This window comes from Arthrobacter sp. D3-18 (assembly GCF_054408525.1).
In genome coordinates, this window is the sequence record NZ_CP096440.1 from 3,748,475 (window position 1) to 3,774,392 (window position 25,918).

Here is a 25,918-nt window from a genome sequence, read left to right on the forward strand (position 1 = left end):
ATGCGCAGCAAGCTCGCAGAACGGCTAAGTGCCCCGGGCATTCGCTTCAAGGCCCTGCCCTGGGGCTCCCGCATCGCCCTGCTCTTTCTCCTCATGATTGTCCTGGCGGCCATCTTCGCGCCGGTGATCGCACCGCACGATCCCCTGGAGACCTTCATTCCCGCCACCCCGCCGGGCGCCGAACACTTCTTCGGTACTGACCGGTTGGGCCGCGACATCTTCTCGCGGCTCCTCTTCGGTGCACAGTCGTCACTCCTGATCGGCCTCGGCGCAGTTGCGTTGGCCATCCTCGCCGGCGCGCTCCTCGGGTCCTTCGCCGCGACGTCCAGCAAGTCCGTAAATGAGATCATTATGCGGCTCATGGACATCCTCATGGCATTCCCCGGCATTGCGCTGGCTGCTGTGTTACTGGCCGCTTTCGGCAACTCGGTCCCGACAATCATCATCGCGATCGCCATCATCTACACCCCCCAGCTGGCACGTGTGGTCCGCGCAAACGTGCTGGCCCAATACGGCGAGGACTACGTTCGTGCTGAGCGAGTGATTGGTGCAGGCCGCTTCTACATCCTGGTCAAGCACATCGTCCGCAACACCGCAGCTCCCGTGTTGGTGTTCGCCACGGTCATGGTGGCCGACGCCATCATCCTCGAAGCCTCGCTCTCCTTCCTGGGCGCCGGCGTGCAGGACCCCGCTCCCTCTTGGGGCAACGTGATTTCCTACGGCCGCAACCTGGTCCTGTCCGGCGGTTGGTGGGCCACCACGTTTGCCGGTGTAACCATCCTGCTGACCGTACTGTCCCTGAACATCCTGGCCGAGGGCCTCACCGACGCCATGGTGAATCCGAAGCTGCGCCGCGCACCGGTGGTAAAGGACGACGACGGCTCCACCGCAGTTCTGGCCGTGGACAGCGAGGTGGCAACCTCCGTCGCCCAGCCCTCCGTAGTTGAGGAACACGAGCTCGACGGCGTCCGCGCGGCTTCCGCCGACACCATCACTTCTGATGTCGGCACTTCAGCCCTCCTCACCGATGTGAAACTGGCCGCCGCCAACCCGCACCTCCTGTTGGACCGCGAACTGGAACTTCTGGCAGCCATCGAAGCGAAGCGCACCGATCGCCTCCCGCAGGTCTCTCCCGAGGCCCGCAATGTGCTGGAAGTGAAGAACCTGTCCATCCGCTTCCCGGGCCGCTTCGGCGACATTGCAATCGTGGATAACGTCTCCTTCACGGTCCGCGAAGGAGAAACCATGGGTCTGGTGGGCGAATCCGGTTGCGGTAAATCCATCACCTCGCTGGCAGTAATGGGGCTCTTGCCCAAGACAGCCCAGGTCACCGGATCCATCAAGTTCGATGGCAAGGAACTGCTCGACTCCACCTCCCAGCACAGTAATCCCAAGGCTTACGAGGGCCTGCGCGGGGAACAGATTGCCATGGTCTACCAGGACGCGCTCAGCTCGCTGAACCCTTCCATGAAGATCAAGGACCAGATGGAGCAGCTCACCAAGCGCGGCGGCCGCAAGACTCCTGCCGAGCTGCTGGAAATGGTCAAACTGGATCCCGTCCGGACGCTCGCCAGCTACCCGCACGAGCTCTCCGGTGGCCAGCGCCAACGCGTCCTGATCGCCATGGCCCTGTCCCGTTCGCCCAAGATCGTTGTGGCGGATGAGCCCACCACCGCCTTGGACGTCACGGTCCAAAAGCAGGTGGTGGATCTCCTCAACGAACTCCGGGAGCAGCTCGGCTTCGCCATGGTTTTCGTCAGCCACGACCTCGCCTTGGTGGCTTCCCTGGCACACCGGATTACGGTCATGTACGCCGGCCAAGTGGTGGAGTCCGCACAAGCCTCCGAGCTTTTGCAGAACCCCAAGCACGAGTACACCCGCGGTCTGCTGGGCGCAGTCCTCTCCATCGAGGCCGACGCCGTCCGGCTTCATCAGATCCCCGGCACGGTCCCCTCCCCGCGGGACTTCGCAACGGGAGACCGCTTCGCACCACGATCGCAGCGTGCCGACGCCGACCCCCACCAGAAGCTGGTCCTCACCACTGTGGCCTCGCCGAGCGGTGACGATGCCGACCACTACTGGGCCAGCCACTTGAAGGAGGACGCGAAATGAGCGAGTTCGTTCCCCAAGGGTCACAGCCGGTCATCGAGCTCAAAGACGTCAAGGTCTACCACCATGCACGGACGGGTGGCCTCTTCCGGCCGAACGTCGTCAAAGCCGTGGACGGCGTGGACTTCACCATCAGCCGCGGCGAAACCGTGGGCATCGTCGGTGAGTCCGGCTGCGGCAAGTCCACGCTCGCGTCAGTGCTTGTGGGACTTCAGCCGCCGACGTCGGGCAAGGTCTTGTTCCATGGGAAGCCCGCCATCAAGCGGAACGCCGCCATGCGAAAGCAGTTCGGCCGCTCAGTCTCCGTGGTGTTCCAGGACCCGGCGACGGCACTGAACCCGCGCATGACCATCCAGGACATCCTCACTGATCCGCTGCAGATCCACGGCATCGGCAACGCTTCCTCCCGCGCTGCCAAGGTCAAGGAACTGTTGGCGCTGGTGGGCCTGCCGCAATCGGCAGCCGAGGTGACGCCGTCGCAGGTTTCCGGTGGCCAGCGCCAGCGCGTGGCGATCGCCCGCGCACTGGCGTTGGACCCGGACATCATCGTGGCTGACGAGCCGACGTCGGCACTGGACGTTTCGGTCCGTGCTCAGGTCCTGAACCTGCTGTCCGACCTGAAGAAGCAGCTGAACCTCGGCATGGTGTTCATCTCGCACGATATCCAGACCGTCCGCTACGTCTCAGACCGCATCTGCGTCATGTACTTCGGCAAAATCGTCGAACAAGGCACAGCCAGCCAGGTCTTCGACAACCCCAGCAACGACTACACCAAGAAGCTGCTGGGCGCCGCGCCGAGCCTGCTGCACATCTAGTTTTTCCCTTCACAAGCTACAAACAACGGAGAATTCTGTGTCCACTCAGTTCCAAGGCGTCATCCCCCCGGTCATCACCCCCCGCCACGCCGACGGCAGCATCGACACCGCGTCGCTGAAGAACGTCACCAAGCACCTGATCGACCGCGGTGTTTCCGGCCTTTTCGTCCTCGGCTCCTCCGGCGAAGTCCCGTACCTGACCAACGACGAGCGTGAGCTGGTGGTCTCCACCATCGCCGACGCCAACGCCGGCGCGGTCCCCCTGGTCGTGGGCGCCAACGAGCAGACCACCACCCGCGTGATTGAGGAAGCTCGCAAGGTGGTTGACCTCGGTGCTGACGCGATCGTAGTCACGTCCATGTACTACGCGATCGGCAATGCGGCGGAGACCGAAACGCACTTCCGCAGCATCCACGCCGCTATCGAGAAGCCGATCTTCGCCTACGACGTCCCGGTCCGCACGCACTTCAAGCTGCCCACCGATCTTCTGGTCCGCCTCGGCCGCGATGGCGTCATTGCCGGCGTCAAGGACTCCTCAGGTGACGACGTTTCCTTCCGCCAGCTTCTCCTGGCAGCCAAGGACATCCCCAACTTCGACATCTTCACCGGTCACGAAGTCGTGGTGGACGGCGCCCTCCTGGGTGGCGCGCAAGGTGTTGTCCCGGGCCTTGGCAATGTTGATCCGGCCGGTTACCGCCGCCTGTTCGACGCGGCCCAAGGCGGTGACTGGGCTCTCGCGGCAAGGGAGCAGGACCGCTTGGCCGACGTTTTCGAAATCGTCTACGCCCCCAATGGCCGCGTTTCCGGCGGCGCTGCAGGCTTGGGGGCTTTCAAGACCGCCCTCCAGGTCATGGGCGTGATCGAGTCCAACACCATGAGCTCGCCGATGCTGTCGTTGAATGAATCCGAGACGGCCGTGATTCGCGAAATCCTGGAGCGGAACGGGCTGGTTTAGGCTTCCATGACCGCTTCGATGACCCACGTGATCGGCGTTGACCTCGGCGGCACCAAAACCGCCGCCGGGGTTGTTTCCCCTTCCGGCGAGGTGCTGATGTCGGAGACCATTCCGACGTTGAACCGGGCCGGCGGCGAAGCCATCCTCGACGCCACCGCTGCGCTGATCGCGGGCTTGGTGGAGCGCGCTGCCGACGCCGGAATTTCAGTTTCCGGCGTCGGTATCGGCTCCGCCGGGGTCATCGACGCTACTACGGGAATGGTTGTGTCTGCGACGGATGCGATTCACGGTTGGGCAGGGACTGAGCTTGTTTCGGGCTTGTCCTCGCGACTTTCGCTCGCTCCTTCGATGGTGCGCGCCGTCAACGACGTCCATGCCCACGCCCTCGGCGAAGCCTGGCTGGGTGCGGCCGCAGGCTCCTCAAGTTCACTCATGGTGGCGTTCGGAACGGGAGTTGGCGGAAGTTTTGTGCTGAACGGCGCTCCTGTTTTGGGTCACCGCTTTGTGGGCGGGCATGTAGGCCACTTCGCCTCACCCTACGCCGCGTCTGGTGGAACTCCCCTGCCGTGTGTTTGCGGTGGATCCGGGCACGTTGAGGCCATCGCCTCCGGCCCCGCTCTTTATGAGGCGTTTCTGCACTTTGGTGGTTCTGCCTTCGAGGCTCTGGACACGCGGGGCGTGTTTGAGCTCGCTGCTTCTGAAGCTCACGACGGCGGTGCTGCCGCAGCTTCTGCGGACAGCCGCGCCGCCGCACTGCGTGCCATCGAGGTTGGCGCAGCAGCGGCGGGCCAAGCCGTGGGCGGACTCATCAATATCCTCGACCCCGAAACCGTGGTGATCTCCGGTGGCTTGGCCGACGCCGGCGAACTCTGGTGGAAGCCCATGGAAGCTGCCCTGCGCCAGGAACTGCTCTCGCCTCTGGTCTCCGTGCCGGTTCTCCGGGCAACTCTCGGCAACACCGCTGCCATTGTTGGCGCCGCAAAACTCGTCCTTAAGTAAGGGAGACATCATGATTCTCACCCCCGAAGGCCTCGAAACACTCCGCTCCCAGCTGATCGTCTCCTGCCAGGCCTACCCCGGAGAGCCCATGCGCGATCCCCGGACCACAGCACAGGTGGCCGCATCCGCGGTCATCGGCGGCGCTGCGGCGATCCGCGTCCAAGGGTTGGCCGACGTGCAGTTCACACGCACCGCCGTCGAGGTCCCTGTCATAGGCCTCTGGAAAGACGGGCACGACGGCGTCTTCATCACACCAACCCTTCGCCATGCCCTGGCCGTTGCGAATGCCGGAGCGCATGTGGTGGCGATTGACGGAACGCGCAGGTCCCGCGCGGATGGGCTAACCCTTGCCGAAACGGTGACGGGCATTCACGCAGAGTCCCACGCGCTGGTGATGGCAGATTGTGGCTCGTTCGACGACGCCGTGGCTGCAGTCGAGGCCGGAGCGGACCTGATAGGCACCACGTTGTCCGGTTACACCGGCGAGCGCCCCAAGACGGAGGGACCGGACTTGGCGCTCTTGGAGCAGATCGCTTCCGCTGAGTTGGGCAAGCCACTCGTCGCCGAAGGCCGCATCCACACCCCAGCCCAGGCACGACAAGCCCTCGACGCCGGAGCGTTCGCCGTGGTGGTGGGCACCGCCATCACGCACCCGGCCAGCATCACGGGCTGGTTCAAGGGCGCGATGCACGCGTAGTTCCCCCCGTTGCGAGGCCCGCTCTGCACCCCAAAACCCAACCAAAGCGCGCAAAGCAGGCCTCACAACGAACGCGGGGGGCGCGTTGCGAGGCCCACTCTGCACCCTAAAACCCAACCAAAGCGCGCAAAGCGGGCCTCACAACGCATACCAACCCGGCGTAGGCTTTCCCCATGACTGCCGAGAGCTCCCGGGAATTCGACGTAATCGTTATCGGCGCGGGCGCCGTAGGGGAAAACGTGGCGGACCGGGTGGTTCGCGGCGGCCTGACGGCAGTGATTGTCGAGAGCGAATTGGTGGGCGGTGAGTGCTCTTACTGGGCGTGCATCCCGTCCAAGGCGCTCCTCCGTCCGGGGAGTGTGCTCCACGCCGCCCAAGTGGTGCCGGGTGCGAAAGAGGCGATCACGGGAACCATTGATCCCGAGGCCGCTCTGAAGCACCGGGATTGGTTCACTAACAATTGGCAGGACGGCAGCCAGGTTGAATGGCTGGACAGCGCCGGCATTGAGTTGATCCGTGGACGGGGCCGTATCACAGGCCCGCGCGAGGTCCAGGTGGATGGGCTCGATGGCAACAGCTACGCGTTGAAGGCCCACCATGCCGTGGTGATCGCGACAGGTTCAACCCCTACCATCCCGGACATTGACGGCTTGGAAGACGTACCGTTCTGGACAACCCGCGGCGCCACGGCGGCCAAGGAGATTCCCAAGCGTTTTGTGGTGCTCGGCGGCGGTGTTGCAGGCGTGGAAATAGCGCAGGCATTCGCCCGGCTCGGTTCGGATGTCACGCTGATCGCCCGCGGCCGCTTGCTGAGCAGCTACCCCGAGGAAGCCGCGAACCTGGTCTTGGCAGGGCTTCGCGCCGACGGCGTCGCTGTTCATCTGCACACCGATGTGGAAAAAACGGAGAAGAACGACGACGGCTCGGTGACGGTCACGTTCGACGACAAAAAGACCATTGCCGACAAACTGCTGGTCGCCTCCGGACGGCACCCCGCTTTGGCCAATCTGGGCCTGGAAAATGTAGGTGTGGAAGCACAGGACGGCAAGCCCCTGCGACTCACAACCGAAGCCAGCGGTTTAGTGGAAGGCCCCGCCAGTGATGGCACCAGCGGACTATGGCTTTACGCTGCCGGAGATGCGGCCGGCAAGGTTCTCCTGACGCACCAAGGAAAATACGAGGCCCGGGCTACCGGCGACGCGATTGCAGCCAGGGCCAACGGCAAGCTTATTGGCTCCCCGAAACCGTGGAGCCCCTATGCCCACACAGCCAATGACCACGCCGTCCCCAGCGTGGTCTTCACCGATCCCGAAGTTGCCTCAGTTGGCCCGAGCCTGGAGCAGGCGCTGCTGCGGGGTAAGAACGTCACCGGCGTGGAACTGCCCATCGATGTGTCAGGCTCCCAGTTGCACTCCCCCGATTACAAAGGCTGGGCGCAGATAGTGGTGGACGAAGACCGGAAGGTGATCCTTGGCGCTACCTTTGTGGGCCCCGGCGTCGCCGAGCTCCTCCACTCTGCAACCATCGCGATCGTGGGCGAAGTCCCGCTGGACCGCCTCTGGCACGCAGTTCCGTCGTACCCCACGATCAGTGAAGTATGGCTCAGGCTTCTGGAGAAGTACGGCCTCTGAGTCTCTTATTTGAACTGACTGGTCAGTTTAGTTAGACTTTCGGCAGACACCATTTCTGCGAAAGGCTCCATTGTGCTGTCCGTACAGCAACTCCAGATCAACGGCCGCCGGGACGATCTCCTACCGGCAACGTCACTCCAAGTCCGGCGCGGCGAACTCCTGCTCGTCGCTGGAGAGGGCCAGGACCAGCGAACCGCATTGGCGTTGGCCTTGAGCGGCCGCATGAAGCCAAGCAACGGTGTGCTGAGTTGGGACAACACCACCAAGACCAAGAAGATCCGCCTCGCAAGCGCCTTGGTGGACTCCCCGGGCGTTAACGAACCCGAGCAGCACCTCAGCGTCCGCGATCTGGTCACCGAAGACCTCTCCCTCATCCCCCGCCGTTACCGTGGCGCCCTCCTGAGCAAACCCTGGCTGAAGGTCAACAGCTTCGAGGACATCGCCGGACTCTGGATAGAACAAATTCCGGCCACCCGTCGGCTCGAACTCCTCACCGCGCTCGCTCTGGCAGATCCAGCCACCGACCTCCTTGTTGTCGACTCCCCGGATCGCCACAGTGCTGATTCCTCGTCTTGGTTACCCCGACTTCAGGCCTTGGCGTCCGACGCCGGGCGGCCGCTTGCCGTCGTCGCCGTCGTGGGTGCCCTCCCGGAGAACTGGACCGGCCCCGCGGCGGTGATCGGCAACTCCGTCTCGCACCCGCCTGAACCGGAAGCGAAAGCCGCGCCCGCCCAGCCCAAGCCAGCAGCCGTCGTCGAGCCCAAGGCCAAGCACGCGGCCGAGCCTTCACCGGAAACACGCGGGGCACCTGAAACATCCGCAGCTACCACAGCAGCTGCCGAAACTGAATCCGAAAACCTTCAAAGGACTGCAAAGTGACTGTTCTGCGGCTCGCCCGCTCCGAACTCAAGCGCATGACCGGCGGGCTCCTGCCCAAGCTGACCATCCTCGCCCTGACCATGGTCCCGCTGCTCTACGGCGCCGTGTACCTTTACGCGAACTGGGATCCGTACGGCAACCTGAACCAGATCGACGCCGCCTTGGTAGTGGAGGACACGGGAGCAACGTCGTCGGACGGTACCGAACTGCAAGCCGGCAAGAAGGTGGCGGACAGCCTGGTGGAGGGTCACGTCTTCAACTGGAAGCAAGTGTCAAGCGCTGAGGATGCAGACGCGGGTGTTCGCACGGGTGAGTACGCTTTCGCGCTGCGCATTCCCAAGGATTTCTCCGCCAACTTGGTCTCCCCCGGCAGCTTTGACGCCGCCAACCAGGCCATGCTGCACGTCACCACCAACGATGCCAACAACTACCTCCTGAGCACCATCGTGGACAAGCTCACCACAGCCGTACATTCAACGGTGGCCAAGGAGGTGGGCGAGGAAACAGCAAACCAGCTCCTCACCGGTTTCGGCACCATTCATGCGTCCATCGTGAAGGCTGCTGATGGTGCGTCGGAACTGGCCACTGGCGTTGGCAAACTCAGTGACGGCGCCGCCACCCTGCACGACGGCACCACCCAACTGGTCACCGGTGCCGACCAACTCGTAGCCGGCCAGACCCAATTGCGGGATGGCGCGGTACAGCTGAACACCGGTGCCGGCCAGCTGAGTTCGGGACTGACCGAGCTCAAGAACAAAACCACTACCCTTCCTGGTGATTCGCAGAAACTCGCCGACGGCGCAGCGCAAGTAGCCGCCGGAAACGCCGAACTGAACGCCAAAGTCCAGGACGTCGTCGGGCAGCTCGAAGCGGCAGACAAGGGCCTCCGCAACCGCGTGGTGGAATCGAACGCACGGTTGGTGACTGCCGGTGTCCTGACACAGGAGCAGGCGGACAAAGTACTGGCGGACTTTGACGCCGCCGCAGCATCGAGCCCGGTAACGGACGCGAAGACCAAGATCACTGGTGATGCTGCCAAGATCCAGCAGCTATCGGACGGTTCAGCTGCCGTCAGTGCCGGAGCATCCAAGCTCGCCGCCGCGACACCAGCCCTGACCGACGCGATATCGAAGGCCGCCGACGGAGCCGGACAACTAAGCACGGGAGCCTCAACTTTGGCTGCTGGGCAGCAGACCGCCCTGGACGGGGCCGGCAAGCTCGACGACGGCGCTCGCCAACTGGACAGCGGCGCCAGCCAGCTCGCCAGCGGCGGCGTCACAGCCTCAGACGGCGCCCACACCCTGGCCACGGAACTCGCCAAGGGCGCGGGAGACATCCCTAACCCAAACGATGAACAGAAGACCAGCGTATCCAAGGTGATCGCAGATCCCGTCGCCGTGGACAACGTCTCACAGGCCAAGGCTGGCTCTTACGGTGCCGGGCTGGCACCGTTCTTCCTGACGCTGGCACTGTGGATCGGTGTTTTCATGCTGGTCCAGGCCATGCGACCCATCACCCAACGGGCCCTCGCATCGAACGCCCCCGCCTGGAAAATCGCCGTCGGAGGCTGGCTGCCGTTCTTCGTGGTCTCCGTGCTGCAGGCCACCATCCTCACCCTCGTGGTGAATCTCGGCCTGGGCCTGAACCCTGCACACCCCATCGGGATGTGGCTGTTCATGCTGGCAGCAGTGATGGCGTTCAGCGCGATCATCCAAGGCATCGTGGCGCTCATGGGCACGCCCGGAAAGTTCGTGGTGCTGATCCTGTTGGTCCTGCAGCTCGTGTCTTCGGGCGGTACGTTCCCGTGGCAGACCACCCCCATGCCGCTCCATGTTGTTCACGAGGTCCTGCCTATGGGATACGTGGTGACCGGCATGAGGCACCTGATCTACGGCGGTGAGCTCAGCATGATCTGGCCCACCGTACTGGGTCTGCTTGGATACACTTTGCTGGGAGCGGCACTGTCAACGCTCGCTGTTCGCAAGCACAAGATGTGGACCCTCAAGACGCTGAAGCCGGAGATCGCAGTATGAGCACCACCGAGCCGGTTCCTTTCCCAGCAGATTCGCGGGAACCCGGTCCCGCGGAGAAGAAACTTCGTCCCGGGCGCACTAACGCCACCAAGCAACGCCTGTTCGAAGCCTCCATGGAGCTGATCGGCGAGCGCGGCGCTGCGGGGGTGACCGTTGATGAAATCGCGGCCGCCGCAGGGGTTTCCAAGGGGACTGTCTATTACAACTTCGGCAGCAAGTCCGACCTCATCGCCCAGCTCTTGCGGCATGGTGTGGACATCATGCTGGTCCGGCTCCAGGATGTCCGCGGGCAGGCCAACGACCCCCTGGAATCCATGACTAACATGGTGGGCCAAGCCATGGAGTTCATGGACGACTACCCCTCCTTCGCCCGCCTGTGGATCAGCGAAAACTGGCGCACCCCCGGCGAGTGGAGCGCCGTGTTTGCCGAGCTTCGCGCTGAGCTCTTGGCCGTGATCGGTTCGGCCGTTGAGAGCGTTGCGGCCGGGTACAAGGTTGACGAGAGCATTGCCCGGGGCTCCTTGGAGGCAGCGATTTTCGGAGCGATTTTCGTGGTGGGCCTCGACCGGCAAACGTACAACCCTGAGCGCACCCGCGAGCAGAGCGTCGCTGCCGTCATGACCATCATGCATGGGTACGTCATTAAGTAGGTCCGCCGTCCCGTTGTGAGGCCCGCTCTGCGTGTTCTTACTGGCTCTTAGCGTGCAGAGCGGGCCCCGCAACGGTATCCAACTGCAATGTACGACGGCGTGGCGTGGCCACTTGGTCGGCGATGATTAACCTCATGCGTCACATGGGGAACAGTGGGAAGCTTGCGGTGGTGTCCGCGTTCGTCTCGCTCGGGCTGTTGGTGCTGGCTGCCGTTGTGCTGGAGGAATTGGTGTTGTACCTGTTCCTGGGTTCCGTAGGGATCTGCTATCTGGCGTCCATCGTGCAGGTCTTCAACCGGCGACGCTACTTTGTGGTCCTCCTTGGCGCAGTGGGCACCAGCCTTTTCATCGGTTGCAGCATCGCCTTCCTGCGAATGTGGGGCATCGCGTTCAACCAGGACGCCAATGCTCTGGGGAGTGCCGTAAGCACTCAAGATTCAGACATCTACTTCTACTTGGCAGCCGTGGCAGGGTTTGGGACGCTGGGTGTGCTCTTTCTAGGTGCTGTGGTGCCATCGTTCGGTTCGCGAACAGCGGCTCCCGTTCGACGGCCTCCGGCTGTAAAGCGCACCCCCGCACCCCGCAAACCCGCTCCGCGTGCAGGAACCCCCACCAAGCGCCCTGCTACTACGGTCCCGCGGTCGTCCGGCGCAGCGAAGGCATCCAATGCAGCGAAGGCCCCCGCCGTGAAGCTTCCCACTTCCCGTACGCCAACCACGGCAGCCAAACGTCCGACGTCGAACTCTTCCACCCAACGCAAGCCGGCCCCGAAACGCTAATTCCCACATGTACCTCGCGTTGCGAGGCCCGCTCTACACGCTAACGCGGGATCTTAACGTGCAAACCAGGCCCCACAACGAACCAACCCCCCGTTGCCAGGCCCACTCTGCACGCTAACCCGCGATCTAAACGCGCAAACCAGGCCCCACAACAAACCACCCCCCGTTGCCAGGCCCGCTCTGCACGCTAACCCGCGATCTAAACGCGCAAACCAGGCCCCACAACGAACCAACCCTCTCGTTGCGAGGCCCGCTCTACACGCTAACGCGGGATCTAAACGTGCAAAGCAGGCCTCACAACGGGTGGGTCAGGAGTCGAAGCCCAGCCCGACGGCGTCGAGCGCTTTGAGGATCAGGTTCCGTTTTCCTTGATTGTGGTCGGCACGGTCCATGGACCAGCGCGTCAGATTGATGCCCAGGGAAGCGAGCGGCTCAGGAGGGAAGGGCAGGGGCCGTTTCCGGACCATTTCCACCCGGGTGCGTTCGGTATCCAGGCCGGCCAGGAGATCCAGGAGGACGTCGGCGGCAAATGCCGTAGCACCCACGCCCAGACCCGTGAATCCTGCCGCATACGCCACCCGTCCCTTCCGCGCCGTGCCGAAGAACGCGCAGAACTGGGTGCTCGAATCGATGGGTCCGGCCCACTTGTGGGTGAACTTCAGGCCCTCCAGTTGAGGGAACGTCGTGAAGAAGTGCGAGGCGATCTTCTCCCACGTCGCTGGCTGGTGCTCATGACGTTGGTCCACGCGCCGGCCCCAGAAGTAGAGGGCGTCGTAGCCACCGAACAGGATCCTGTGGTCCTTGGTAATGCGGTAGTAGTGAAATTGGTTGGCAACATCCCCGATCCCTTGCCGCTGGGACCACCCGATGGACTCCAACTGTGCCGCGCTAAGCGGCTCGGTCATGAGCGCGTAGTCATACACGGGCACCGTCATCAGCTGGTTACGTTTGAGCAGTGACGGAAACACGTTTGTACCGAGGACCACGTTGTCCGCTTCCACGTTGCCTCGCTCCGTAACCACCGTGACGCCCTGTTCGTGGTCCTTCAACTCGCGCACGCGGGTGTCCTCGTAGATCACCACGCCCAGCTCCGTTGCCACCCGAGCCAGCTCAAGTCCCAGTTTGTACGGGTGGACCATCGCCACGGAGTCTTTATGCCAGCGGCCCGCCAGGTAGGTGGGTGAGTTGACCTCTGCCCGCACGGCTTCCTGGTCCAGGTAGACGCTGCCGGGGCTGTCGTCCTCCTTGAGCCAAGCCACCTGGTGCGGTTCCACGGCAACGTTGAGCTCACCGGTGCGCTCCCATTCGCAGTCCATGCCGTACTTCTCAATGGCTTCCTGCATGCGGTCCAGGTTCTCCATGCCTAAGCGGTCGAGGGTTGCCAATTCATCAGGCCAGCGGTTCTTGCCGTTCTCCTGGCCGTGGGTGAGGCTCGCCTCGCAGAAGCCGCCGTTGCGGCCGGAAGCTGCCCATGCCACCCGCTCCCCTTCCAGCAGGATCACCGTCCGGCCGGGATCGCGTTCCTTGGCACGCAGCGCCGTCCACAGTCCGGTATAGCCGCCACCAACGATCACGAGATCCGCGGCAGCATCTCCGTCAAGTCGTGGATAGCGCGTGGCTGAATCCTTGAGGTCGTCGATCCAGAACGGCCTATGAGCCGCACCTTCCAAGGCTTGGGATACGACGGCGGCCTGCGGGACATTCCGTTCGAAAACGGTGGTATTCACGGGAAATTCTCCTACTTCAATGGTTAATCTCTTACCGGTCAGGCAATGACCGGCTCGGCGTCCCACAATGGCCGGGGACGGGAGGCGATGAGGTTCCGCGTGTAGTCGTCTCCGGGGTCCTCAAGGATTCGAGCCGTTGGCCCCTGCTCCACGATCCGTCCCTGATGCATCACCAGGAGCTCGGAACAAAGCCGTGAGACCACAGCCAGATCGTGGGTAACGAACAGGATGGTCAGTCCGAGCTGGTCACGCAGTTCCTCGACGAGCTCCAGAACCTGGGCTTGGACAGAGACGTCCAAGGCACTGGTGGCCTCGTCCAGCACCAGAAGGCGGGGGCGGGCAGCGAGCGCTTTGGCCAGCGCGACCCGTTGCCTCTGCCCACCCGAGAGTGCGCGCGGCCGTGCGTCGAAACGTTCCTGTCCGATTCCGACCCGCCCCAATAAGGCTCGGGCGCTGTCTTTGGCTTCCTTGCGCCCTTGCTTCTGGTGCAGGCGGAAGACATCAGCCACTGCGTTTCCTACAGGGATGCGCGGGTCCAAAGACAGGTAGGGATCCTGGAACACGATCTGGACGTCCTTGGCCAGGACTTTCCGTTCGGAGGCTTTCAGATGCCGGTTCGGCCGGGGGACATCCCGCAACAGGAGTTCACCGGATGTAGCGGTTTCCAAGGCCACCACCAGCCGGGCAAGGGTGGACTTACCGGAACCGGACTCCCCTACGATGCCCAAAGATCCACCCTCCGGCAGGGTGAAACCGGCGTCATCCAAGGCGGTGATGATTTCGCCGCGGGGCAGTTGGTACGTTTTGGATAGCCCCGAAACCTTCAGCAGAGGGGACCCCGCGACCACAGGCGCAGCCAAGCCGCCCACTTCAATCACAGGGGTAGCCTCCACCAGCTGCCTGGTGTAATCCTGCTGGGGCGTCAGGAAAACAGTCTGCGTTGATCCATGCTCCACCACTTCCCCCCGGCGAAGCACATAAACGCGCTCACACAAGCTTGCGGCAAGATTGAGGTCGTGCGTGATGAAGAGCATGCCCATTCCCCGTGACTGTTGTTCGTCGCGGAGGAGCCTCACGATCCCCGCCTGGGTAGTGACATCCAAGGCGGTGGTGGGCTCGTCGCACAGCAACAGATCCGGTGAGTTCAGGAGTGCAGCTGCGATCATGACACGTTGGAGCATGCCGCCCGAGAGCTGATGCGGGTGCTGGTCCATGAGCTCCTTGGAACGCCGCAAGCCAACCTGCTCCAATTGCGTCACGGCCCGTTCCGTGGCTTCGGCCCGGGACAAACCATCAAGCCTCACCAAGGTTTCAGTGAGGAAGTCCCCCACGGTCCGGACGGGGTTGATGCCCGCCCTGGGGTCCTGGAAAATCATGGAAGCATGCTTCCGCCGCAGCTCCATGAGGCGCTGTTTGCCGGCCGTCAGGGTATCGAGGCCCTGAACCGAAACGGTGCCGGAGGACTGCGAGCCCGCAGGAAACAACCCCAGTGCGGCCCGCGTAGTCAGCGACTTGCCTGAGCCGGACTCCCCCACCAAGGCGACCGCTTCGCCGTCGTTCACGTGCAGGGAGACGCTGTCCAGCAGCGGCGGCCGGCCCGGAAATCCGAGCGTAAAGTTTTCGATTTGCAAGAGCTGGCTCATGAAAGTTTTCCTCCGATGCGGTCTGAGAGTTCCTCGCCGATGACGTTGACGGCCACCACTACCAGGACCACTACCAAGGCGGGCCAGAAGGCGGGCAGGATGTAGCCACCCAGCAGCGCGCCCCGGGATTCCTCGATCATGGCGCCCCAGTCGCTGGTTGGTGGTTGGACCCCGAGTCCGATGAAGGAGAGTGCAGCGAGGTCGGCCAGCACGTAGCCGAAGTTCAATGTTGATTGGGCGCCAACGGTCGGAACCAGGTTGGGGAGAACCCGTCCCAGCACCACCCAGGGCGTCCGGAATCCGAGCACCCGGTAAGCCTGGACATAGGGCCTGCCCCGCTCAGCCACCACCAGGGACTGCGTGAGCCTGGCAACATACGGAACGTAAGCGATGGTCATGGCCAGGATGGGTGCGAAGAGCCCTTTACCGAACAACGCGATCGCGAGCATGGCCATGAGCAATGCGGGAAAAGCAAAGAGGAGATCGAAAAGGCGGCCCAAAACCTTGCCCGGCCAGCCTTCAGACCAGCCGGCGACCAGGCCAAGCAGCAGACCCAGGACAGTGGAGCCGATCACCACGATGGTGGGCCCCAGCAGCGAGGTACGTCCGCCGTGCATGAGCCGGCTGAGCAGGTCACGGCCCAGCGCGTCGGTCCCCAGCAGGTGTTGTCCGCTGGGACCGGCAAGGACGTTGTTGAGGTCCACGTAGTCGGGGTCGTACGGCGCCAGGACCGGCGCGAAAAGAGAGAGAAGTACGACGGCGGCGGCCACGGCAAGCGCGCCCCACGCCATGGGTGACAGGAGGCTGCCGTAACGGCGAAGACCTGCCTGGGGCAGCTGGATGGCTAACGTCATCGTGACTCCGTTCCGGCCGCGATACGCGGATCAATAAGGGGTTGGACGAGGTCCACCACGGTGTTGACCAAGACGAAGGCTGCCACCACCACCATGACGATCGCTTGAACGACGCCGAAGTCGAGCCTGTCGATGGACTGAACCAGGAGCTGCCCGATGCCGGAGAGGCCGAACGTCCGCTCGATGATGGCGCTGGAGACCAGAAGTCCGGCAACCAGCACGCCGCTCACGGTCAGGATGGGACCTAAGGCGTTGCGCAGCACATGGCGCGCCACCACGGATCCTCGGGTGAGGCCGCGGCTGGTGGCCACCTCCACGTGTTCGCGAAGCAGTTGCTCGTTCATCGAAGAACGGGTCACCCGCGCCACCATGGCGATGTAGGTGATGCCCAAGGCGAGCGCCGGGAGGGTGAGGTGCCAGATCCGGTCCCATCCGCCGTCGCCGCTTCCAAAGGAGGGGAACCAGCCCAAGCCCACGGAGAAGAGCGCTACCAACGCGATGGCTGCCACGAAAGGAGGCACTGCCCCGGCGGCGGTGAGGGTGATAAGGATGAAGCGGTCACCGAAGCCCTTGTTGAGGCTGGCCACAATGCCGGCGAACAGCCCCAGGACAGTAATGAAAACTGCTGCGAGTGCCACGAGTTGCAGGGTGGTGGGCAGCCGACCCAGCAAGACATCGGAGACGTCTTGGCGGTAGGTCAGCGAACGGCCCCAGTCACCTTGGAGTATGCCGCCGAGCCAGTTCAGGTATTGTTCCCAGGCCGGTTTATCCAGGCCGAACTGCCGGGTGATCTCTTCCAGTGCCTCGGGCTTGGGGCTACGTCCCCTCAGCAGGAAGCGTGCCGGGTCGCCGGGGACCAGGAAACGTGAGAAGAACACGGCCAGGGAGGCAACAAACAACGTCAGCAGCAGGGCCAGCAGCTTCTTCACTATGTACACCGCCGGGCGGACTGCGCTGCGTTTTTCCCGCTTGCGGGCGGGAGCGCCCGGGGCTGGTGCCTGCACGTCATCGGTAGCGGTCATGTCAGCGACCTCCTATCTGGGCTGCCCACGGGAAATACATGTAGTTGATGGACGGATCCGCCCCGGTAATGCGTTTACCCAGCCACATGGACGTGACGGTCTCGTAAAGTGGCCCCCACACCACTTCTTCGCTGGCCAGTTTGGCGGCCTGGCCCGTCAGTTTGCCCCGGGCGTCGGGGTCCTGCACGCCGTACGCGGAGTTCACCAGGTCATCGAATTCCGGGTTGCTCCAGCCGCCATAGTTGCTGAAATCTCCGGTTCGCAGCACGCTGTACATTTCCAAGGGTTCGGTGCTGGAGAGGTACCAAGAGGTCACCAGGAGGTCTACGTTCTTGCGCGACTCGGGGTCTGAGAACAGCGTGGTGTATTTGTCGTTGGACATGGTCTGGATTTCGGGCTCCAGCCCAATTTCTTTGGCTGCCGAGGCGATGGCCCGTGCCGTGATGTCGAAGGCTGCGTTCAGTGAGGCAGTGGCGAAGACGAACTTACTGCCCTCGGCTCCTGCTTCCTTGATGAGATTCTTGGCTTCTTCCAGGTCATAGGGTGTGGACAGCAGGCCGTCAAAAGCCGCATCCGTAGTTTGCGATGTCACGTCCTTCCACACACTTTTGGTGGTCAACGCGTCTGTCTTCTTCGCGTATCCCTGTTCGGCCGCCTTGATCAAGGCTTCACGATTGATGGCCATCATCAGCGCCTTACGGACCCGGACGTCCTGGAAGGTGCCGCCGAGGTTGGTGAAGACCAGGCTTTGCACCGATGTGTCCTCGCCGAAGTACAGCGAGCCGGCATCCTCATTGGCTTTCAGGATGTCCATGGCATTGGAAGGGATCGCGAAGCCGCCATCAATTTCGCCCGTCTGGAACGCGTTGATGCGCGACGTGGCATCGGGAAGCATTTTAAAGGTGACCTGTTGGGACTTGGCTTTGAGTTCCGGGTCCCAGTAGTCATCGAAGCGCTTGAGGGTGATGCTTTCACCGGCTTCCCATTGCTCGAATTGGAAGGGGCCGGTGCAGTTCACGCCGGTGCTTGAGTTGCCATAGTCCTTGCCGGCAGCTTCCAGCGTTTCGGCGGACTCAACCACACCTGTTGCTCCCACCAAGGAGCTGTTGAACACGTAGTCCGGCCGGGTGGTGGTCACCGTGACCTCGAAGTCGCCGGTCTTCTCGATGGACTCCACGTTCTGGTACGCCGATGCCCAGAAGGAACCTACTTCCGGGTCCACATGGCGGCTCAAGGAGGCCACGACATCGTCCGCTGTCATCTCACTGCCGTCGTGGAACTTCACGCCCTGCCGGATAGTGTAAATCCAGGTCAGCGGATCGGGATTCTCCACGCCAGTGGCCAGGCCCGGCGACGTGGAAAGGTCAGCGTTCCAGCGGAACAGCGACTCACACACGTTGGACAACACCGTGTTGTCCGGGTAGTCGAACGCGTACGCATAGTCGAGGGAGAACGGCTCCGCGTACATGGCCCAGTTGAAGTTGTCTATCTCCTTGGTGGGGGCCGGCGTGGAGTCGGACATGGTGAACTTGGCTCCGCCGACGGCGTCAGTCACGCTGGCGGGCCGGACGCCGCAGCCGCCCAGGACCAGCCCGGCCACGACGGCGGCGACGCCAACCGCGGTGATGCGCGACGGCGTCGTCCGCGGTTTCAAGCGCACGGCGCCCTGTGCAGGTTGGGGCGCTGGCTGCGGCGCTGGCAGCGACTTCATGGCATCACCGGAGCAGGTTGGGCTTGGCTGTTTTGGGTGAGCGCGCGGTCGTAGACGCACTCGCCCCCAATCCACGTCTGCGTCACCACCGCCCGATGCAGTTCCTCCGCGGGGAGCTCGAAAACGTTGAGGTCCAAAACTACGAGATCGGCGAGTTTTCCGGGTTCCAGCGTTCCCGTCTTCGTGTCCAGGTGGTTGATCCACGCTGATCCGTGTGTGTAGGCATCGAGGATCTGCTTGAGGTTGAGCTTTTGCGATTCCGGTCCGAGCGGGGGCAGGTCCTCCCCGGGTGCTATGCGGTTTACAGCAATGTGGATGGCCGCGATGGGATCCGCCGTGGAGACCGGCCAGTCGCTTCCTGCCACCAATCGGGCTCCCGCGGAAGCAAGCTCGCCAAAGGGGTAGTGCCTGTCCTCGGCACCCGGCTCCAGAAACGGGAGGGTCAAGGTGTCCATCTGTTCTTCGTGGCAAGCCCAGAGAGCCTGGACGTTGGCCGCCGCATTGAGTCCGGCAAACCGGGGAACATCCTCGCTGCGGACCACCTGAAGATGCGCCAGATGGTGCCGATTATCGTTCGTCCCGTTGCTGTCCCGTGCCGCTTCAAGTGCGTCCAAAGCGTCAGTCACGGCGCGGTCGCCGAGGGCATGGAAGTGAACCTGCATGCCGGCGGCATCTATCGCGGTGACGAACTCCTTCAGCGCCTCGGGCTCGAAGAACTCGATGCCCCGGTTTTCAGTGTGGTGGCCGTGATGATCGAGGTAGACGTGGTGCATTGCGGCTGTGTAGTTCTCCGCCACACCGTCTACCATCACCTTCACCGTGTTGGCGTTGAGCTGATGGTGGTCGAAGGAATCGGCCACCCTGTCCCGGCGATCCGCGATTGCTTCCAGCTGGGCCATTCCGGCAGTGCGGTCCCACCATTGGCATGCGGTGACCCGGACTTTCAGGTCTCCCACCTTCGCCGCGTCCAGGTAGACGTCCAGATGGTCGGTATGTCCGCCCTCGGAGATGGGAACCCAAGCGTCCTGCCAGGCAGTGATGCCCTGCGCAAGCAACAGTTGTTGGGAAGCGAGGAGGCCTTGGTACGCCAACTCGAACGGCACCGCTGGTTTGACCGCATTGAACAGATCCATGGCCCCCTCATGAACTGTGCCGGCGGGCGTCCCGTCTTCTTCGCGTTCCAGCCGTCCGCCCTCCGGATCAGGTGTTCCTGCGCCGATTCCTGCTGCCTCGAAGGCGGCCGTGTTGGCCCACGCCCCGTGATGGTCCCTGTTAAGGAGGTAGACGGGCCGATCCGGCACCACGGCGTCCAGCAGTTCCCGTGTTGGAGTGCCGCCCGGGAAGAAATCCATGGACCAGCCGGCCCCCAGGATCCAGGGTTCATCAAGGTTTTCTGCTGCGTAGCGGGCCACTCTCGCCACGGCTTCATCTGCGCTGGTGGCCTCTGTCAGATCGCATTGAAGCAATTCGATCCCGGCAAAGATGGGGTGGATGTGCGCATCCTGGAAGCCAGGCACCACCAGTTGCCCCTTCAAGTCCACCCTGCGGGTGTCCGGTGTGAGCGTTCCGTTGACGTGTTCGGGTGTTCCGACGGCGATGATGCTGCCTCCGGCAATGGCAAGGTTTGCGCGGAGGGGGCCGGCGTCATTGCCGGTGTACACCCATCCGTTCTCAAACAAAATCTCGGCGTGCACTTTCGAGTCCTTTCGTGGGGAAATTCAACTCTGCGAGACACACTATGAGCCCGATCACACTTAAGTCAACAGTGTTGACATCAGTGCTGACAAACACTTTGACTGTTCCTTGAAAGGAGGACGCCATGAATCATGTAGGTTGATAATCAACCCGGAATCGCATGGAAGGCGGACAACTGATGGTGCAGCCAGCACAGTCGACGGACCGCCGAACGCGCCTTGACGCGGCCACCATCATCGACGCCGTCCTGCGGATTTCCAGCCAGGAACTCGGGGAACGGCTGACCGTGCGACGACTGGGACAGGAACTCGAGGTGGACGCCACTGCCGTCTACCGGCATTTCCGGAACCGGGACGCGATCGTCAGGGCCGCACTGGACCAGTTGTTCATGATGTCCGTGGAGCGCACACTGGCCACGGCACGCGACCAGGATTGGCGTGCCCGGCTCGAGGCCTACCTTGACGAACTCCTCAAAGCCTTCATGCAGCATCCCTCCCTAGGCAGCGAGTCGTTCGCCACGGACACCTACGGCCCCGGCGAGCTGAAAGCGATCGAGTTCGTCCTGCAATGCCTCACCGACGCCGGGCTGGAAGATGACCGCGTGGTGCACTACTACGCGGCCCTGGAAAGCTACACCCTTGCGCTCGGCGCCGGCATTGCGGTCGAAATCCAGCGACTCCCGGACTCCGAGGGCCACGATCCTTGGCTCAACCCACGGGTTTTCACGCGCATCACCGGTCACCCGCTCCTTGAAAAACACCACGCTGCACTGCAAAACCTTGATTCCCTCAAGGCGTTCCAAGCCGGCCTCTCGGCTATCCTGGACAGCGCCGAACGCGAAAGCACCCGCCGACCGCAGGCCTGACCACCTGCCTCACAATCTGCTTAGCCAGCAACACAACCCACCCTTCCCCGCACGACGCCACCATCCGGCGTCGTCCATTCAGCACTGCCCGGACAGCGACGCCCGGCAGGGAAAGCACGGTACCCTCATGCACCAGTTCATCAACGGAAAACTGCTGTCCGGAACCTCTGGTAGCAGCCTCGATGTCATCAATCCCGCTACCTCGGAGGTGGTGGAAACGGTGGGGCTCGCTTCACTTGCGGATCTGGAGTCGGCAGTGGCAGCGGCCCGCAGCGCCTTCCCGTCGTGGTCCCGCACCCCGCCGGGTGAACGCGCCGGGATCCTGCAGAAATTCGCCCGCATCATCGAAGATCGCGCGGAGGAATTCGCCCGGGTTGAGAGTGCTCAGACAGGCAAACCGCTTCGGCTAACCCGGGAGTTCGACGTCCCCGGCACCATCGACAACATCGACTTCTTCGCCGGCGCCGCACGGCACCTCGAGGGAAAAGCCACCGCCGAGTACTCTCCCCAGCACACCTCCTCCATCCGAAGGGAAGCGATTGGCGTAGTGGGATCCATCGCGCCCTGGAACTACCCCCTGCAAATGGCCGCGTGGAAGATCCTTCCGGCCATCGCCGCAGGCAACACAATCGTTCTCAAGCCCGCCGAGATCACTCCGTTGACGTCCCTGATGTTCGCGCAAGCGCTCAGTGACGCCGGACTGCCCGACGGCGTGGTGAACGTGGTGGTAGGCGACGGCGCCAGCGTTGGGGCTGCGCTCATGCGGCACCCGGATGTGGCCATGGTCTCCTTCACGGGGTCCACCGCCATTGGCCGCACGGTCCTGGAAGCAGCAGCCGTCAATGCGAAGCGCGTGCACCTCGAATTGGGCGGCAAGGCACCCTTTGTTGTGTTCGACGACGCCAACCTGGACGCTGCCGTTCATGGCGCCGTGGCCGGTTCTCTGATCAACACAGGTCAGGATTGCACCGCAGCCACCAGGGCTATCGTTCACCGGAGCGTGTATGAGGAGTTCGTCGCGAAGGTGGCCGCCCGCTTTGACGGGATCGTCATCGGTGCACCCGGGGATACTGATGCAGACCTCGGCCCCCTCATTTCCTTCAAACAGCGCGACCACGTAGCCGGGATGGTGGACCGTGCGCGCAGCTACAGCAAGGTGATGGCAGGCGGCTACGCTCCTACGGACGAGGGCTTGGGAAACGGCGCCTTTTACCGGCCCACCCTGGTTGTTGACGCGGCGCCGGACTCGGAAATCGTCAAGGACGAGGTGTTTGGCCCGGTCCTGGTGGTCCTCCCGTTCGAAACGGACGACGAAGCGATCCAACTGGCCAACGACACTGTCTACGGATTGGCCGCGTCTGCCTGGACGAATAATCTCCAGCGGGCCTTGCGGGCCACCCGTGAGATCAAGGCCGGCTGCGTGTGGGTCAACGACCATGTTCCGATCATCTCCGAGATGCCCCACGGCGGCTTTAAGCAATCCGGGTTCGGCAAGGACATGTCCGCCTACTCCTTTGAGGAATACACCCAGGTCAAGCACGTGATGTTCGAGTTGGAAGGCGTTACCGAGAAGGACTGGCACCGGACCATCTTCAAGCTGCGCTGACTTCCCCGAGCCGTTGCGGCCCCCGCGTTGTGGGGCCTGCTTTGCGCGCTTGCGCCCGATCTAGGGCAGCAGAGCGGGCCTCACAACGGGCGTTTCCGGACGGATCTTGCGTCCGGCGCCGAGCACTGCGATGGCAACTCCGAGGAGCAGGATCAGTCCGCCCAGGATCTCGGTCAGCGTGGGAATCTCGTTGAGGACCAGCCACGCGGCCGTCATCCCCACCACCGGGACCAGAAGCGTGAAGGGCACGACGTCGGAACTCGGGTACAGCGACAACAAGCGGTTCCAAATGCCGTATCCAATCAGCGACGCGAACACGGCCGTGTAGATCGCGCTCAGGATAGTGGCCGGTTGCAGGTCCGTGAGCGTTGCCAGCACGGCGTCGGGCCCATCCACCACCAACGATAAGCCCGCCAACGGAACAGGCACCACAGCGCCGGACCAGACCACTAACCCCAAGCCGGAAGCAGCCTTCGTGTGCCGGACCACCACATTCCCGACCGCCCACGACAACGCTGCGGCCAGAACGATCATGAGTGGCAGAACCGGAGCCACGGCACTTCGCCCCAAAGCCACCACGGCCAAGCCTGCGATGCCCAGCGCCACACCCGCCAGTTGACGACGGCTCGGGCTCTCGCCGAGGATTTTCGCCGCAAGCAAGATGGTGAACAACACCTGCGCCTGAAGTACCAGCGATGCCAGGCCTGCCGGCATGCCAAGTGCCATGCCCAGATACAGGAGACCGAACTGGCCGGCACTCATGAAGAGTCCGACGCCGATAATCGCCTTCCAGCCCACCTCTGGTTTGCGGATGAAGAGGATGAAGGGAAAGACCACCAGCAAGAAGCGCATAGCGACGAAGAGCAGGGGCGGGACCTCCCTGCCGTTGGTGTGCAGACCGAGGTCGATCGCGACGAAGTTGATGCCCCACAGGACAGCAACCACAACGGCAAGGGCAGAGTGGCGAAGGTTCACAAGACCACTCTGGCCTTCTTTTGGTTGAAGCACCAGCGTTGAATTCGATACGGAACAGCGTAGATTTGCTTCATGATCGATATTTCGGCCTTGAGGGCATTGGTTGCCGTGGAGCAGCACGGCTCAGTGGTAGCGGCATCTGACGTCATGGGTTTCAGCCCATCGGCCATTTCGCAGCAAATCAAGAAACTTGAGAAGCAAACGGGCGTCACCGTGCTGGAGCGCAGGGGTCGCGGGGTGCTCCTCACAGAGCGTGGACTTGCCCTTGCAGGCTACGGTCGGCGGATTATGGGCGAGCTTGAAGAGCTGCAGGCCACCCTGCTCGCCGACCCCGCAAAGCCTTCGGGGATCCTGAGGCTTGTCGCGTTCTCCACGGCTTGCCGGGGTCTGGTGGGACCCATGCTGGGGCGTATGGCAGCCGCGCATTCCGACCTGAACGTTACCGTCCTCGCCGAAGATCCCCGCGAAGCCGTGCAAAGAGTCGCCTCAGGCGAGGCCGAACTCGCGGTGGTCCACAACTGGAACTCGGTGCCCTTGGTGATCCCCGGAAACCTGGTGCATGAGGACCTCTGCATCGACCAAGCCGATATCCTCGTCAACAGCACCCATTCACTGGCGGCGCGCACCGCCGTCGAACCTGAAGACCTTCTGGACGAGACGTGGATCAGCACCCCGGCAGGAGCCATCTGCAACGAAGCACTCCTGCAGATCTTCGCTGGGCTGGGCAAGGTCCCCGATATCCGTATCTACGATCCCGACTTCTCCACTCACATCGCCATGGTGGAACAGGGTGTGGCCGTGGCACTTGTACCGAGACTCGGCAGGCCTCCGCTTCCTGATGACGTCGCTGCCATCCCGGTGATCCGCCCAGTCCAACAGCGGTCCGTTGGTGTTGTCTACCGCAAGACGATGACAGCCAGTCCCAGCATTCGACTCGCCGTGACCATGCTGCGCGAGATAGCGGCTGAGCTACCGCTCCCGCGAAGCTGACGGGAGCGATCAACGTCACACAGGGGAACATTCGACGCCTAGCAGGCTGTTAGCTTAGGCTAACCTTACCTAATTGTCAGCGCCACCCGGAGCGCGATCGTCGAAACTTCTGAAGGGGCCCACCTGTGGAAGCAATCCTCTTTCCCACGGACATGAATCACCATCACACGTATGGCTTGGTCAGCTACATCATGATCGACGACGGCCTCTACCCGAGCGCCCACAACCGGCGGGATCCCTACGCGCTTCCTGCTTTCGACATCCGTGGTCAATGGGTCTACCCCAGCCGGTACAACGAATACATGGCTCCGCAGTTACCGGTGTACATGTTCGACGGCGAATACCTCATCGCAACAGGTCATGGCGAAGAAGCGGCGGGCCTGCCGGTGTTCGAGATCCGCTGCATGTGCATGCCGCAGCTGGCTTACGGAGACCCAAGTACCTCGCAATAGCTATCTGCGGGGCACCGTGAAATGCGTCAGCCTGGCATCCTGCCCGTCGAGCTCAGCCCACGACTTTTCCGTTTCCAGTACCGTCAACGCACTCGTTGGGTAACGGGTAGCAGCATCCATGTAAGCGTCGTGGTCCGAATCGCGGGAAGCCAGCTGCATGGCAAGATCCTGAACTCCAGGCATATGCGAGATAACCATCAACGTGGTCACGGTGTCGGGGACGTGATTTATCACCGTCAACATACGGTTGGCTGAGGCGGAGTACAGGCCGTCCTCGAGTTTGGGCGTCGGCGCCTTGTCCCCCAACTCATCGCACACCCAGGTGCAGGTCTGACGAGTCCTCAACGCGGACGAACACAGGATGAAGTCCGGCACCACACCATGTTTGAGCAACCACTTCCCAGCCAACGGAGCCTCCCGGTGCCCACGCTCCTCCAAGGGGCGCTCATGATCAGGCACGCCCATGGGCCAATCAGCCTTGGCATGCCGCATGATCACCAGGCGCTTAATGTGATGGTCACTCATAATCCAACCCTATCCGCCGCAGACCCCCGAGGCTTCCCGACCTTCTTTGGGAAGAGATGAGCCTCTGAGCAACCTGATGCGGTTGCCTAAGGGCTGTGGGCACATCAGAGAGGGTCGCGACCCCACACGCGCCGGTCCGCCGTCACCAATTTTGAAGTCGCGGCACCCCCGACACGCGGTGCAGCAGGCGTGTCCAGGGTATGTGCCGGCCAATGTGGGTGGTGGCCGCACAGCCCCCAAGCCCTGCCTCAAAGACAGGACGCCGGAGTATCGCAGTTGAGGCTTCCCGACCTTCTTTGGGAACAG

22 protein-coding genes are annotated in these 25,918 nt (G+C 62.9%); 14 read left to right on the forward strand and 8 right to left on the reverse strand.

Features of this window, described 5'->3' with window-relative positions; genetic code table 11:
* From M1D89_RS19335 to M1D89_RS19380, 10 genes are all read left to right on the forward strand, one after another.
* Entirely contained in the window at window positions 1–2,112 is a 2,112-nt protein-coding gene (locus M1D89_RS19335) for a dipeptide/oligopeptide/nickel ABC transporter permease/ATP-binding protein (RefSeq protein ID WP_498646049.1), read from the forward strand.
* On the forward strand, window positions 2,109–2,924 hold the full coding sequence (locus M1D89_RS19340; RefSeq protein ID WP_498646051.1) for an ABC transporter ATP-binding protein: 816 nt from the start codon (window positions 2,109–2,111) through the stop codon (window positions 2,922–2,924). The genes M1D89_RS19335 and M1D89_RS19340 overlap by 4 nt, the downstream gene beginning before the upstream one ends.
* A gap of 37 nt (window positions 2,925–2,961) precedes the next feature.
* A complete protein-coding gene (locus tag M1D89_RS19345) occupies window positions 2,962–3,879 on the forward strand; it encodes a dihydrodipicolinate synthase family protein (protein WP_498646052.1) in 918 nt (305 codons plus the stop codon).
* An 18-nt stretch (window positions 3,880–3,897) separates the two neighbouring features.
* Entirely contained in the window at window positions 3,898–4,878 is a 981-nt protein-coding gene (locus M1D89_RS19350) for an ROK family protein (RefSeq protein ID WP_498651000.1), read from the forward strand.
* Between the two features lie 10 nt (window positions 4,879–4,888).
* A complete protein-coding gene (locus M1D89_RS19355) occupies window positions 4,889–5,575 on the forward strand; it encodes an N-acetylmannosamine-6-phosphate 2-epimerase (RefSeq protein WP_498646053.1) in 687 nt (228 codons plus the stop codon).
* Between the two features lie 173 nt (window positions 5,576–5,748).
* Window positions 5,749–7,206 carry a dihydrolipoyl dehydrogenase family protein gene (locus tag M1D89_RS19360; protein WP_498646055.1) on the forward strand — a complete coding sequence of 486 codons (1,458 nt, stop codon included), beginning with the start codon at window positions 5,749–5,751 and terminating at the stop codon, window positions 7,204–7,206.
* A gap of 72 nt (window positions 7,207–7,278) precedes the next feature.
* Window positions 7,279–8,085 carry a P-loop NTPase family protein gene (locus tag M1D89_RS19365; RefSeq protein WP_498646057.1) on the forward strand — a complete coding sequence of 269 codons (807 nt, stop codon included), beginning with the start codon at window positions 7,279–7,281 and terminating at the stop codon, window positions 8,083–8,085.
* Window positions 8,082–10,118 carry a YhgE/Pip family protein gene (locus M1D89_RS19370; protein WP_498646059.1) on the forward strand — a complete coding sequence of 679 codons (2,037 nt, stop codon included), beginning with the start codon at window positions 8,082–8,084 and terminating at the stop codon, window positions 10,116–10,118. Before M1D89_RS19365 ends, M1D89_RS19370 begins: the two co-directional genes overlap by 4 nt.
* Window positions 10,115–10,768 (forward strand): TetR/AcrR family transcriptional regulator, encoded by a 654-nt coding sequence (locus M1D89_RS19375; protein WP_498646062.1) that lies wholly within the window; start codon window positions 10,115–10,117, stop codon window positions 10,766–10,768. The genes M1D89_RS19370 and M1D89_RS19375 overlap by 4 nt, the downstream gene beginning before the upstream one ends.
* A 134-nt stretch (window positions 10,769–10,902) precedes the next feature.
* A complete protein-coding gene (locus M1D89_RS19380; protein WP_498646064.1) occupies window positions 10,903–11,547 on the forward strand; it encodes a hypothetical protein in 645 nt (214 codons plus the stop codon).
* Window positions 11,548–11,855: 308 nt separating this feature from the next.
* Here the strand turns inward: M1D89_RS19380 and M1D89_RS19385 are convergent, their stop codons facing one another.
* From M1D89_RS19385 to M1D89_RS19410, 6 genes are read right to left on the reverse strand one after another with little or no spacing between them, the layout of a single operon-like run.
* Window positions 11,856–13,274, reverse strand: a complete 1,419-nt coding sequence (locus tag M1D89_RS19385; RefSeq protein WP_498646066.1) for an NAD(P)/FAD-dependent oxidoreductase — start codon at window positions 13,272–13,274, stop codon at window positions 11,856–11,858.
* Window positions 13,275–13,312: 38 nt separating this feature from the next.
* Window positions 13,313–14,917 carry a dipeptide ABC transporter ATP-binding protein gene (locus M1D89_RS19390; RefSeq protein ID WP_498646068.1) on the reverse strand — a complete coding sequence of 535 codons (1,605 nt, stop codon included), beginning with the start codon at window positions 14,915–14,917 and terminating at the stop codon, window positions 13,313–13,315.
* Window positions 14,914–15,771, reverse strand: coding sequence for an ABC transporter permease (locus tag M1D89_RS19395; protein ID WP_402936391.1), 858 nt, complete (start codon window positions 15,769–15,771; stop codon window positions 14,914–14,916). Before M1D89_RS19395 ends, M1D89_RS19390 begins: the two co-directional genes overlap by 4 nt.
* A complete protein-coding gene (locus tag M1D89_RS19400) occupies window positions 15,768–16,793 on the reverse strand; it encodes an ABC transporter permease (RefSeq protein WP_498646071.1) in 1,026 nt (341 codons plus the stop codon). Before M1D89_RS19400 ends, M1D89_RS19395 begins: the two co-directional genes overlap by 4 nt.
* A 1-nt stretch (window position 16,794) precedes the next feature.
* Entirely contained in the window at window positions 16,795–18,504 is a 1,710-nt protein-coding gene (locus M1D89_RS19405) for an ABC transporter substrate-binding protein (protein WP_498646073.1), read from the reverse strand.
* Entirely contained in the window at window positions 18,501–20,198 is a 1,698-nt protein-coding gene (locus M1D89_RS19410) for an amidohydrolase (RefSeq protein WP_498646074.1), read from the reverse strand. The genes M1D89_RS19405 and M1D89_RS19410 overlap by 4 nt, the downstream gene beginning before the upstream one ends.
* Window positions 20,199–20,377: 179 nt before the next feature.
* Here M1D89_RS19410 and M1D89_RS19415 point away from each other — a divergent pair, with 179 nt between their 5' ends.
* A complete protein-coding gene (locus M1D89_RS19415; protein ID WP_498646076.1) occupies window positions 20,378–21,064 on the forward strand; it encodes a TetR/AcrR family transcriptional regulator in 687 nt (228 codons plus the stop codon).
* 127 nt (window positions 21,065–21,191) lie between these two features.
* Window positions 21,192–22,670, forward strand: a complete 1,479-nt coding sequence (locus M1D89_RS19420; RefSeq protein ID WP_498646078.1) for a gamma-aminobutyraldehyde dehydrogenase — start codon at window positions 21,192–21,194, stop codon at window positions 22,668–22,670.
* Window positions 22,671–22,730: 60 nt separating this feature from the next.
* Here M1D89_RS19420 and M1D89_RS19425 read toward each other — a convergent pair whose 3' ends face one another.
* Window positions 22,731–23,645 (reverse strand): EamA family transporter, encoded by a 915-nt coding sequence (locus M1D89_RS19425; protein ID WP_498646080.1) that lies wholly within the window; start codon window positions 23,643–23,645, stop codon window positions 22,731–22,733.
* A 72-nt stretch (window positions 23,646–23,717) separates the two neighbouring features.
* Here M1D89_RS19425 and M1D89_RS19430 point away from each other — a divergent pair, with 72 nt between their 5' ends.
* Both M1D89_RS19430 and M1D89_RS19435 read left to right on the forward strand, forming a co-directional pair.
* Window positions 23,718–24,635 carry a LysR family transcriptional regulator gene (locus M1D89_RS19430; protein WP_498646081.1) on the forward strand — a complete coding sequence of 306 codons (918 nt, stop codon included), beginning with the start codon at window positions 23,718–23,720 and terminating at the stop codon, window positions 24,633–24,635.
* A gap of 125 nt (window positions 24,636–24,760) precedes the next feature.
* Window positions 24,761–25,087, forward strand: coding sequence for a hypothetical protein (locus tag M1D89_RS19435; protein WP_498646083.1), 327 nt, complete (start codon window positions 24,761–24,763; stop codon window positions 25,085–25,087).
* Here M1D89_RS19435 and M1D89_RS19440 read toward each other — a convergent pair whose 3' ends face one another.
* Window positions 25,088–25,612 carry a SixA phosphatase family protein gene (locus tag M1D89_RS19440; protein WP_498646086.1) on the reverse strand — a complete coding sequence of 175 codons (525 nt, stop codon included), beginning with the start codon at window positions 25,610–25,612 and terminating at the stop codon, window positions 25,088–25,090.
* Window positions 25,613–25,918: the final 306 nt, after the last annotated feature.

Bases quoted from the DNA above. Each gene is read 5' to 3' on its own strand.
- M1D89_RS19350 (WP_498651000.1), top strand. From the start codon at position 3,898: ATGACCCACGTGATCGGCGTTGACCTCGGCGGCACCAAAACCGCCGCC.
- M1D89_RS19415 (WP_498646076.1), top strand. From the start codon at position 20,378: ATGGTGCAGCCAGCACAGTCGACGGACCGCCGAACGCGCCTTGACGCG.
- M1D89_RS19440 (WP_498646086.1), bottom strand. From the start codon at position 25,612: ATGAGTGACCATCACATTAAGCGCCTGGTGATCATGCGGCATGCCAAG.
- M1D89_RS19355 (WP_498646053.1), top strand. From the start codon at position 4,889: ATGATTCTCACCCCCGAAGGCCTCGAAACACTCCGCTCCCAGCTGATC.
- M1D89_RS19430 (WP_498646081.1), top strand. From the start codon at position 23,718: ATGATCGATATTTCGGCCTTGAGGGCATTGGTTGCCGTGGAGCAGCAC.
- M1D89_RS19405 (WP_498646073.1), bottom strand. From the start codon at position 18,504: ATGAAGTCGCTGCCAGCGCCGCAGCCAGCGCCCCAACCTGCACAGGGC.
- M1D89_RS19400 (WP_498646071.1), bottom strand. From the start codon at position 16,793: ATGACCGCTACCGATGACGTGCAGGCACCAGCCCCGGGCGCTCCCGCC.
- M1D89_RS19395 (WP_402936391.1), bottom strand. From the start codon at position 15,771: ATGACGTTAGCCATCCAGCTGCCCCAGGCAGGTCTTCGCCGTTACGGC.
- M1D89_RS19340 (WP_498646051.1), top strand. From the start codon at position 2,109: ATGAGCGAGTTCGTTCCCCAAGGGTCACAGCCGGTCATCGAGCTCAAA.
- M1D89_RS19390 (WP_498646068.1), bottom strand. From the start codon at position 14,917: ATGAGCCAGCTCTTGCAAATCGAAAACTTTACGCTCGGATTTCCGGGC.
- M1D89_RS19360 (WP_498646055.1), top strand. From the start codon at position 5,749: ATGACTGCCGAGAGCTCCCGGGAATTCGACGTAATCGTTATCGGCGCG.
- M1D89_RS19375 (WP_498646062.1), top strand. From the start codon at position 10,115: ATGAGCACCACCGAGCCGGTTCCTTTCCCAGCAGATTCGCGGGAACCC.
- M1D89_RS19420 (WP_498646078.1), top strand. From the start codon at position 21,192: ATGCACCAGTTCATCAACGGAAAACTGCTGTCCGGAACCTCTGGTAGC.
- M1D89_RS19380 (WP_498646064.1), top strand. From the start codon at position 10,903: ATGCGTCACATGGGGAACAGTGGGAAGCTTGCGGTGGTGTCCGCGTTC.
- M1D89_RS19335 (WP_498646049.1), top strand. From the start codon at position 1: ATGCGCAGCAAGCTCGCAGAACGGCTAAGTGCCCCGGGCATTCGCTTC.